Source organism: Ruegeria sp. H6 (genome assembly GCF_056532975.1).
In genome coordinates this window covers 45,310-55,313 of record NZ_JBQFOA010000019.1, presented here as the reverse complement: position 1 = coordinate 55,313, position 10,004 = coordinate 45,310, and the positions used below count along the sequence as shown (strand labels likewise).

The following is a 10,004-nucleotide window of genomic DNA, read 5'->3' as shown; positions in this document are numbered from 1 at the left end:
AGCCTCTGGTCCGCTTACACCGCCGAAATGGCAGCATAACCCTGCCTTTTCCGATGCTTCACAATCGGCCGCCAACAACTTGGCAATACCGATGCCACTACCGGCAAGCATCTCTGGGCCGATCAATACGACCGCAATCTGCAAGACATATTCGACGTTCAAGATGAGATTACGCGAACTATCGCTTCGACGTTGAGTACTAGTATCGATCTCGCAGAGTATGACCGGTTGAAGCACCAACCCACTGACAGCCTCGGGGCCTATGAACTCTCCAGGCGTGCAGAGGAACACTCGCTTAGATTCAGCAAGATGGACAATATTCAAGCACAGCAACTGAGTGAGCAAGCGATTGCGCTCGATCCAAACTTCGCGGGCGCATATGCCGAACTTGCTTGGGCGCATTCCTTTGGGTACCGCTTTGGTTGGAGCGAGGATCTCTCACGCGAAGAGTCCCTCGATCTTGCCTTCAAAATGGCCAGAAAGGCGATTGACCTGGAACCCCTCAACTTTGCCGGCTACGCCGTTCTGGCTTATGCGACGATGTATAGCGGAGATCTTGACCGGGCTGTAACGCTATATGACAAGGCTATCTCTCTAAATCCGAATTCTGCGGGCACCCTCGTGAACTCAACTGACCCGCTGGTCTACAGCGGACGCGCCGATGAAGCCGTTGAACGGATGCTTTCGGCCATTCGCCTCAACCCGCATCATCCCGATTGGTATCTGTGGAATCTGGGATGGGCACAGTATTTTGCAGAGGATTACGCTGGCGCGCTTGCTTCAATTGAAAAGATGAACGAGGTCCCGGATCGTCTAAGACGCACGCTTGCGCCGATACTCTTGCGGTTGGGGCGAGAAGAGGAAGCAAAAACAATGATCGGCCAATTTTTGGAAGACAACCCTAATTACAGCATCGAAGAGGCAAGGAATGCACCGTTCGAGAGTGACGATTACCTCAATCGATGGCTAGATGACTTACGCAGACTAGGGGTCCCGGAAACCAAGATTTGAATAGCTGAGTTGGAATAGCTGTCGCGACAAAGGCAGCGCAAGGCAGGCTGTTGTACCAACATACTACTCTAACTCAGAGAATCCGGCTTTCCGCGCGCTGCAATCGACTCAGATTTCCACAGTCGGGAATCTTCCGATCTTTGCAAAGGTTACTATGCAAGTGTTTTTGCCATTCATGCCTCTCGCAGCACCTGTCAATATGGCTTACTTGCTAACGTCGGAGCGATCGCGTCATCTTTTCGATGGCCCCAACTTGCTTAGGTGTGGATGGCCCATAACAGACACTCATCCGTTCAAATATCCGGTGTTTTGACTTCCTGTAAACGGACTTTCATCAATAGAGCAGCATTATCAGGCTGTTATCTTGCGAGATCAGACCCAATTTGACAGTAGTCGGTGCTCTTTACTGCCTACAGCAAGTGAGAGGGCGTCCATCGGAAAAGGCTTTTCTCATATTCGGTAATTGATTTCGAGAGCCACCGCATGAACAGCTTTGCCGCTGGTCGAACCGGGCCCGGCAACGTGACAAGGTAGTAGCCGATCTGCGGTATTGGATCGTCGAACAGCGCCACGAGTTGTCCCGACTTCAACTCGTCAGAAACAAAAGCTGGTACCGTCGCCCCGATACCATCACCGCGACGGATGCCATCCAGCAGCATATTGCCCGGCACGCGGACAACTCTCCGGTCGGCGTCGGTCGGAATTCCGACTTTTTCTAACCACAGGTCAAACTCGACTGACGCTTGCTCCTGAAGAAGCGTGAAATCAAGCAATTCTGCAGGATTTGTGAGCTCCCGGTTTCCGATTAGTTCGCGGGACGCGACGACCGTCAGACAGCCTGGCAGCAGCATCTGCGAGACAAGCCCTTGCCAGCGACCTGTTCCATATCGGATGGCCATATCAATTCCGCCCGGCTTGAGGTCGACAGCTTGGATCGTTGAATCGATCCTCAACTCGATATTGGGGAATTCGTCGATAAACGTCGACAGACGCGGCATGAGGAATGCGCTTGAAAACATCGGAGTCGCGCTAACCACCAACGGTCGAACCGCCTCTGCACTCGACACGCTCTCGGTCACGGAGGCCATTTCAGCGAAGGCTTCAAGCAGGCCAGCTGACAGGAATTCACCTTGCGATGTCAGAGAAATGCCATGTCGGGTACGAGTGATGAGCCGAGTGTCGAGATGTTGTTCGAGCCCGCGGATTTGCTGGCTGACTGCGGAATGGGTCACGTTCAATGCCTCGGCCGCCCGGGTCAGATTTCGAAACTCGGCAGCGGCGGCGAAGGCTCTGAGAGATGTCAAAGAAGGAAGTGTGCGCCAATCCATAAGTAAGATCATCTAACAATATAGAAAAGTTTACAACTATGTGATCCCCCGATGCCGGCGCATGCTGGTGCAGTAACTCATTGGCGAACATCGGAGACAAACATCATGAAAATTGCTGTTTTGGGACTGGGCAATATGGGCTCAGCGCTGGCGCATTGCTTGCTCAGGGCAGGCCACGAAGTCAGCGTTTGGAACCGCACATCGGAAAAGGCAGCGGTTTTTGCTGAGGCTGGAGCCACGATCTGCTCTTCACCGAATGATGCTATTTCGGCGTCTGATTTTGTCATCATCTGTATCAAGAGCCACAAGGAAACTGTTGAACTGGTCAACGGGCTGAGCGTCTCGCTAAAGGGTAAGACCATCTGTGACATGAGCACGGGCGATACCTCGGATGCCGATAGACTGGTCGCCATCCTTGAGGGACAGGGAGCTGGCTACATGCTGGGCATGATCAATGCCTACCCTTCCGGCATTGGTGGTGACGAAACCACAATCCTTACGGTGGGCAGTGCCGGAACCTGGGACCGCTATGGCAGTATCATCAGAGAATTGGGTAGAAAGTCCGCCAATGTTGGAGAGAAACCAACGGCACTTGCCGCGCTCTTTGCCGGCCTCTTCACGGTTCGACAGGGGTTCATGTTCGGAATGATCTATGGTGCACTTGTTTGCCAAAAAGCGGGCATCCCGATGCAGGTTTATGCCGACCAACTCCCTGCCACGATCAAACTGGTCAATGACTACCATGATCTCTTTGCCAGAACTGTTCCGTTTGAGGAATACGACAGTGCGGAAGCCTCCCTGAAGGTTTACGCGATGGCGCAAGAGGATGCGTTGAAGACCTATCTCTCACTTAATGCGCCCGCTGATTTCATCCAGTTGATGCATGACCGCACCAAAACGGCTTGGGACGATGGCCACGGCGACAGACAGCTGACATCACTGGTCCAGCATATGACGGATGCCTGATGCAAAAAGGCTCCGGCCAAAAGCGTTGCTGTGTTTAAGCTTTATCCCAGCAGCCCTATTGGACAGTTTCGGAAACGCGATCCTGTCTAGGGGAGCGTCCGAATTTTCGGGCATATTCTCTTGAGAATTGGGCCGGGCTTTCATATCCGACCCCGTAGGCAATTTCTGATATCTTCGAGCCGGTGGTTTGCAGTTCATTGCGGGCTTGAAGCAAGCGCAGATCTTTCTGGTATTGCAGTGGCGAGGTTCCTGTGACGGCCTTGAACTGCTCAAAAAAGGCCGAATTGCTCATACCCACTCGCCCGGCAAGCTCTCCGACGACAAGAGGATTAGCCAGATTTGACCGAATTTCGTGCGTTGCCGCGAAAATCCGGCTGGCCGTGTTTTCGTGCCACACCAGTTTTTGAAGTGTGCCGCCATGCTGCCCGATTAGCAGGCGGGCATGGATTTCGCGCGCCGTGATCTGCGCCAGCATGTGACGCGTCTCTTCGGTTTCGCATTGCAGAAGATACCGCAACAGGGCGCTTTTTATTTCGTCTCCGGTTTCCGCGAGGCAGATCGAAAATGGATCAGTCGCTCGATGGGTGGATGACTGCGGCAGTGACGCGGCCAGGGCGCGCAAGAGATCCAGATCAAGGGGGAACACGAGCGCGACGTAGGGGAGTTCGGGTGTTGCCTCGGTAATACTTGAGACAACCGGCAGCGCGTTGCTGACGATCAGCGACTGCCCGGCCTGCACGGTGAGCGTTCTGGTACTGGTCCCGACCTCTTTGGCACCTTGCAGCACCGCGCAAAGTAGCGGGCGGTAGACATTTGATTCATGTTGGGTGGTCGCCGGATGGGTGAGAAAAACTGCCCCGCTTTCCTTATGCGTCAGGACACCCTGCGCGACGCCTGCGTGGTCAAGCAGCGCAAGAACATAGTCCAATAGGGCACGGGGTTCCATGACTGCCTCCTGTCGTTGCCCACATCGCTAGCACAAAAGCAAAGTGAGTTATTACTGAAAACACGAAAATCTGGGGGATTGAGCAAGAAAATTGGAGAAAGTTGAAAGATATGTCCTCTTATTGATGACTATCGTGTGTTTATAAACTTGCGGAGCAAGATCATGAAAACCATTCTGATCACCGGGGCCTCATCCGGTATTGGCGCGGCAACCGCCCGGCATTTCCAGGCGAACGGTTGGAATGTCGTTGCCACGATGCGCAACCCCGCGGGCAGCACGGATCTTGGGGCTTTGGACAACGTGTATCTGACCCAACTGGATGTGACGGATACGGGCTCAATTGCAACGGCCGTGGGCGCTGGCATCGAACGGTTTGGGCAGATTAATGTTTTGCTGAACAATGCGGGTTACGGGGCCTACGGTGCGTTAGAGGCCTTTTCGATGGACCGTATCCGGCGTCAGTTCGACACCAACGTGCTTGGGTTGATGGAAGTGACCAAAGCGATTCTGCCCCATTTCCGTCAGAACCGCTCAGGAACGGTCATAAATATCTCGTCCATCGGAGGACAGATCACCTTTCCACTTGGGGCGCTCTACCATGGCACCAAGTTCGCAGTGGAAGGGCTTTCTGAGGCGCTGCATTACGAGTTAGAGCCACTTGGCATTCGTGTCCGAATTGTCCAGCCTGGAATGATCCGGACCAACTTTGGCGGCAGCTCCTTTGATTTTGCGATGGATGAGAACCTGCCGGATTACGAACCAATGGCCGAAGCCATGGGGCGCCTGTTTGGCAAGCTGGCCGCAAACCCGTCTGAACCAGAAACGGTTGCGCAGGTCATTTGGGATGCGGCCAACGAGACCGGAAACCGCCTGCGTTTTCGCGCCGGGTCTGATGCCGAAGAACTGCTCGACACCCGCAAACAACAGGATGACGAAACGTTCTTTGGTAGTCTTAAGCAAAAGATGGCGCCCTGAAGGGCCGCCCAGTCTATTCATAGCAAAAGAGGATGATCCATGTACCGCGAAGCAATCGACAAAGGTGGTCTGGCCGTCGTAACCGGGGCAGCAAACGGTGTCGGCAAAGCCGCAGCTCAACGATTTATTCAAGACGGACTGGGGGTTGTGCTGGTCGATCTGGCAGGTGAGACCTTGGACAGAGCCGAGGCGGACTTGCGTGATCAGGCCGGGGCGTCCGCGATTGTTCAGGCGGTTCCAACGGATGTCACCGACGCCAGAGCTGTAGATGATTTGGCGGATCAGGTCTTTGCGCTCGGCGAGGTGGCAGTCCTGATGAACAATGCCGGTATCGCGGTGCCGTCCGGCAGCTGGGAAAACGCGGAAAACTGGCGCAAACTGTTAGAGGTCAACCTTTTTGGCGTCATGAATGGCGTGCATTCTTTCCTGCCGCGTATGATTGAGGCGGGGCGCCCCGCTATGGTGATCAACACCGGGTCAAAACAGGGCATCACCACACCACCGGGAAACCCCGCTTATAATACCAGCAAAGCCGCCGTGAAGGTCATGACAGAGATGTTGTCGCACGATTTGCGGCAAGCCGAGGTGGATGTCACCGCCCATCTGTTTGTGCCGGGATTTACCTATACTGGTATGATCGCGAAGTTCATGCCGGAAAAACCTGCCGCCGCTTGGACAAGCGAAGAGGCAATTGACTATCTGCTGAAGCGCATATCGGACGGGGATTTCTATATTCTCTGCCCGGACAACGATGTGTCCGAAGAGCTTGACCGCAAACGGATTGAATGGGCCGTAGGCGATATCATCAACAATCGCCCGGCTCTTTCGCGCTGGCATCCCGACTATGTGGATGCCTTCGCGGCGCACGAGGCTTCGGAATAGCCGGTCCCAAAGAGCGGTCAAACATAGAGCCAGTGAATCAGTTGACCAAACAACAAGGCTTACACCACTTCTAATTTCTTACGGACGTTTAAACCAAGCGCAGCATTGGTCGAAATGGGCTCATTGCCGACCATACGAGCAAGCGCAGCATCGGCAATCGCTTGTCGTGAAGATGCATCGAGAAACGGCCCATTGCTGCCGTTCACCTACCGATAAGGATGCTGCGCTCGCAGCTCGCATTGCGGTCATTCACGGCAAGAGCGAACTCCGTGCTTCGTTGAACTTACACATCGCGGGACAAAGCCTCCTTTCGCTGAAAGTGGCGCAATGGCGGAAATGTGTTCATCGCGTCAGCAATTGGATGCAAAACACATATTGAACTCCACTTCAGTCAGTTTCCAATTATGAAACTAATCTATGCCAATGTTCGCGTGGAGTTTCTCACAATCAGTTCAGCCTGAAGAAGTTTCGATTTGGGAACAGCTTGATTTTCCAGCCATTCAACTATCGCTGCGGCAGTCGCTTCGCCCATACGTGTGACGGGCAGATGCACCGTCGTGATTTCAGGAAAGGTGTGGGATGAAGAAGGAAGATCGTCGATGCCTATAATTGAAATATCATGGGGCACTTTTATCCGGTTTCTCTGTAACTCGAACAGAGAGCCCAGAGCCAGAACATCGGAAAAGCATAGAATTGCGGAAAACGTAATATCCTCGGCGAGAAGGATTTGAGTTGCGGTACAGCCACCTTCAACTGAAATTTCCGTTTCGTACATTCGCAAAGTGTGGTTCAGATTCGAATTCTTCAAACCTTCTAGTCGGGCCAGTGTCCTATCATTGTTCTTTACTGGTCCGTGAACCACGGCAATATTCTTGTGCCCAGCGGCCAGAAGGAAGTTAAGAGCGGTGCGAGAAGCGCCGGCATTGTCATAACCGATCGTCGGGAAATGATATCTCTCGTCATAATAAGAGGTCGCGATCACAGGGAGACGTGTTCGTTCGATAATCTTCTCGAAGTCTTGACTATGCGTAATACCGGAAACAATTAGAGCTTCTGCACCAATATCAACCAGGCCTTGCGCTTTGTTTGTTTCGATCTCCGGGTCGCCATTTGTAGTTGCCACGACAAGCGACAAACCGTGTTTTGCCAGGCCTTTTTCAAGCGCCGCAAGAAATTTTGAGAATATTGCGTTGTCCAAGGTTGGCACCATGGCCCCGACTACTCGGGTTCTGCCGGAGTTTATCGCACGGGCTGCAGCGCTTGGTACAAAATGCAACTTCGAAATAACATCCAGCACGCGACGGCGTGTATCTTCAGATACGGTTTTCGGAGAATTCAACACGCGCGACACAGTCGCAACGGAGACGTCTGCTGCCTTGGCAACATCCCGAAGATTCGCACGCTTCTTACTTTTCTGCTCGGTCAATTCCTATAAATTCCTTGGGCATCCTCAATCTCGCAACGGTTAACTTGACACATGTAACTAGTTTCATCAACACTATGTAACTAGTTACAAGAAGCGACTCACTTCGGAACACAATGCGCGATCATTCGGTACTCCATGAATTCAGCAATACTGGTTACATGAGGCCTGGACGCCTCTATCCAGGGTTTCAGAAGCCGTCGCATGGAAAGACATATACGCTGGGTCCGCGCGAAGTATTGAATGTTTCCCTGCGACCCGGTGATCTCCTGTCGGTGACAGGCGATTGGCCTAAAAGCCAACTGCAAGTCATCGCTTTTGACGAGCGCGGCGGCGATGCGCTTTCCTCGCTGGCGCTCGTCAATGCCGGTGTTTTGGATTTCTCTGCGATAGATGGCGAAGAACTGATCAATTGGATTGCAGCCCGGGGAGGCGAACCGGCATCCGATATTGGTGTCGCTCACCTTCCTGAAAACGATGATCATATCGTTTTAAAGGCCAAAGCCACAATATCGTTTTGGATCATGCGAGCAATGGACCGCGATCAATTAGCGGCCGGAACCGGCGGTGGTTCGGTCAAGATCTCTCATCAAGTGGCGAATGCCAATAGTCCGATATTGCCCGAGCCTTTGGGAGATGTGCGTAAGGAATTCACCGTCAAGCGCGGCACCGGATTGTCATATGAAGTTAAGCAAGGCGAAATAATCCAAATCATTGATGTTGAAGGCCAACAGTGCTCGGATTTTGTAGCCATGCGCGCGGATAGGCTCGAAAAGGGCGAGGAATGGCTGATCGACAGTACCGCAACCCGGTCGTTGGTCCGGCGCGCCTATCCTAGTCCCGGCATGCTCGACAAGTTCTTCGATAGTGACATGAGGCCGCTTCTGAATGTCATTCATGACACGTGCGGACGACACGATACTTACGGTTTGGCATGCACCGCACGAGGATACGCCGAGCGAGGTTTTCCGGGCCATATCAACTGTTCTGACAACATTTCTGAAACACTGGCGCAATATGGTGTCAGACGCCGCGCGGCATGGCCCGCGATCAATTTCTTCTGGAATACCTGGATTGATCAAAATTCCCACGAACTGCTGGTAGATGAAAGCCATTCGCGCCCAGGTGATTACATCGCAATGCGGGCAATGGAAGACTTGGTCTGCGCTTCCACGGCGTGCCCAGATGACATTGACCCGATAAACGGTTGGAATCCCACAGATGTGCATGTGCGGATTTACCATCCTGACACTCCGATCCGCCGTGCTGTCGCTTACCGCGAAAAGGAAGATGCCCCCATGTCCATAAGTCAGGAATCGGCCTTTCACGAACGTCTGGAGCCGCTGACCCAACACTTTGCGCCTGCAAGGGACATGTGGGCACCTGTTAGCTTCCCGTCATATGGAACATTGGGCGAATACTGGGCCTGCAGAGAAGCGGTAACTTTGCAGGACATGAGCGGGTTGCGTAAATTCGACATCATTGGGCCAGACGCTGAGAAATTGTTGCAGCTGGCAACCACGCGCAATGTCGCCAAACTACCGGTGTGGCGTGGTGCTTACACGCTGATGTGTGACGATACCGGCGCGGTAATTGATGACGGTACGTTGTTCCGACTCGCAAATGACCTGTTCCGCTGGTGTTGTGGCACCGAGGAGAGCGGTCGTGCATTGCAGTCATTGGCGGAGGAACGCGAGTTCCAGGTGCGTATCCATGATCTGCGGAACTCGCTACCAAACTTGGCTTTGCAAGGGCCGAAATCCCGAGATGTTTTGCGCAAAATCGTTTTCACGCAACCACATGTGCCTTCTCTTGATCAGCTCAAATGGTTTGGTTGTACTGTCGCCCGCCTAAATGGTCGCGAAGGGGCGCCTTTTATGCTGTCCCGCTCAGGCTACACCGGGGAACTCGGGTACGAGATTTTCTGCTCAAAGGCTGACGCTGTCGCCATTTGGGACGCAATCATGGAGGCGGGTGATGACTTCGGGATCACCCCGATGGGGTCAGCCGCCCTGGAGACAATCCGGATCGAAGCGGGCCTGGCGGCAGCAAACGCAGAGTTCGCACCAGGCGTCGACGCGTTCGAGGCCGGCCTGGGATTTGCGGTTGATCTGACCAAAGCTGAATTCTCCGGCAAGGCAGCATTGGAGCGTAATCGGCAGAGCCCTCGGCAGGTCCTCAAAGGATTACTTTTGGAGACTGACGATGTTCCAAAACATGGCGCCGCGATATTTGCAATGGAAAGACAGGTCGGGGTTATTACCTCTGCAACCAGATCTCCAATGCTTGAGCGCGGTATCGCGATCGCACGTCTTTCGGTGGAACACTCAAACACTGAAACTAGGCTCGAAATCGGGCAGCTTGACGGGCGCATGAAACGCCTTGGTGCGCAAGTCACAGAAATTCCGTTCATAGACCCGCAACGAAAGCGGGCGCGCGCATAAGAATTCAACTTACCAGCAGGAGAGTTACT

Annotated in this window: 8 protein-coding genes; 5 read left to right on the top strand and 3 right to left on the bottom strand. The window is 53.4% G+C overall.

Translation table 11 applies throughout. The annotated features are described in order from the left end of the window. The first annotated feature begins 309 nt into the window (after positions 1–309). On the top strand, positions 310–1,011 hold the full coding sequence (locus ACR0AG_RS21190) for a hypothetical protein (protein WP_480842491.1): 702 nt from the start codon (positions 310–312) through the stop codon (positions 1,009–1,011). Positions 1,012–1,421: 410 nt separating this feature from the next. On the opposite strand, the gene ACR0AG_RS21185 is transcribed toward ACR0AG_RS21190, so the two are convergent. Further along, entirely contained in the window at positions 1,422–2,339 is a 918-nt protein-coding gene (locus ACR0AG_RS21185; RefSeq protein WP_480842489.1) for a LysR family transcriptional regulator, read from the bottom strand. 51 nt (positions 2,340–2,390) lie between these two features. Between ACR0AG_RS21185 and ACR0AG_RS21180 the strand changes: the two genes are divergently transcribed. Next, on the top strand, positions 2,391–3,305 hold the full coding sequence (locus ACR0AG_RS21180) for an NAD(P)-dependent oxidoreductase (RefSeq protein ID WP_480842488.1): 915 nt from the start codon (positions 2,391–2,393) through the stop codon (positions 3,303–3,305). Positions 3,306–3,360: 55 nt separating this feature from the next. Here the strand turns inward: ACR0AG_RS21180 and ACR0AG_RS21175 are convergent, their stop codons facing one another. After that, positions 3,361–4,251 carry an AraC family transcriptional regulator gene (locus tag ACR0AG_RS21175; protein ID WP_480842486.1) on the bottom strand — a complete coding sequence of 297 codons (891 nt, stop codon included), beginning with the start codon at positions 4,249–4,251 and terminating at the stop codon, positions 3,361–3,363. A 162-nt stretch (positions 4,252–4,413) separates the two neighbouring features. Between ACR0AG_RS21175 and ACR0AG_RS21170 the strand changes: the two genes are divergently transcribed. Both ACR0AG_RS21170 and ACR0AG_RS21165 read left to right on the top strand, forming a co-directional pair. Further along, positions 4,414–5,226, top strand: a complete 813-nt coding sequence (locus ACR0AG_RS21170; RefSeq protein ID WP_480842483.1) for an SDR family oxidoreductase — start codon at positions 4,414–4,416, stop codon at positions 5,224–5,226. 39 nt (positions 5,227–5,265) lie between these two features. Continuing rightward, entirely contained in the window at positions 5,266–6,108 is an 843-nt protein-coding gene (locus tag ACR0AG_RS21165) for an SDR family NAD(P)-dependent oxidoreductase (protein WP_480842481.1), read from the top strand. 415 nt (positions 6,109–6,523) lie between these two features. Here the strand turns inward: ACR0AG_RS21165 and ACR0AG_RS21160 are convergent, their stop codons facing one another. Then, on the bottom strand, positions 6,524–7,534 hold the full coding sequence (locus ACR0AG_RS21160) for a LacI family DNA-binding transcriptional regulator (protein ID WP_480842479.1): 1,011 nt from the start codon (positions 7,532–7,534) through the stop codon (positions 6,524–6,526). A gap of 113 nt (positions 7,535–7,647) precedes the next feature. On the opposite strand from ACR0AG_RS21160, the gene ACR0AG_RS21155 reads away from it, so the two are divergent. Then, a complete protein-coding gene (locus tag ACR0AG_RS21155; RefSeq protein WP_480842477.1) occupies positions 7,648–9,975 on the top strand; it encodes a DUF1989 domain-containing protein in 2,328 nt (775 codons plus the stop codon). The last annotated feature ends 29 nt before the right edge of the window (positions 9,976–10,004 follow it).

Excerpts from the sequence above, each read along its gene's own strand:
- ACR0AG_RS21190 (WP_480842491.1), top strand. The coding sequence starts at position 310 with ATGGACAATATTCAAGCACAGCAACTGAGTGAGCAAGCGATTGCGCTC.
- ACR0AG_RS21185 (WP_480842489.1), bottom strand. The coding sequence starts at position 2,339 with ATGGATTGGCGCACACTTCCTTCTTTGACATCTCTCAGAGCCTTCGCC.
- ACR0AG_RS21180 (WP_480842488.1), top strand. The coding sequence starts at position 2,391 with ATGCCGGCGCATGCTGGTGCAGTAACTCATTGGCGAACATCGGAGACA.
- ACR0AG_RS21175 (WP_480842486.1), bottom strand. The coding sequence starts at position 4,251 with ATGGAACCCCGTGCCCTATTGGACTATGTTCTTGCGCTGCTTGACCAC.
- ACR0AG_RS21170 (WP_480842483.1), top strand. The coding sequence starts at position 4,414 with ATGAAAACCATTCTGATCACCGGGGCCTCATCCGGTATTGGCGCGGCA.
- ACR0AG_RS21165 (WP_480842481.1), top strand. The coding sequence starts at position 5,266 with ATGTACCGCGAAGCAATCGACAAAGGTGGTCTGGCCGTCGTAACCGGG.
- ACR0AG_RS21155 (WP_480842477.1), top strand. The coding sequence starts at position 7,648 with ATGCGCGATCATTCGGTACTCCATGAATTCAGCAATACTGGTTACATG.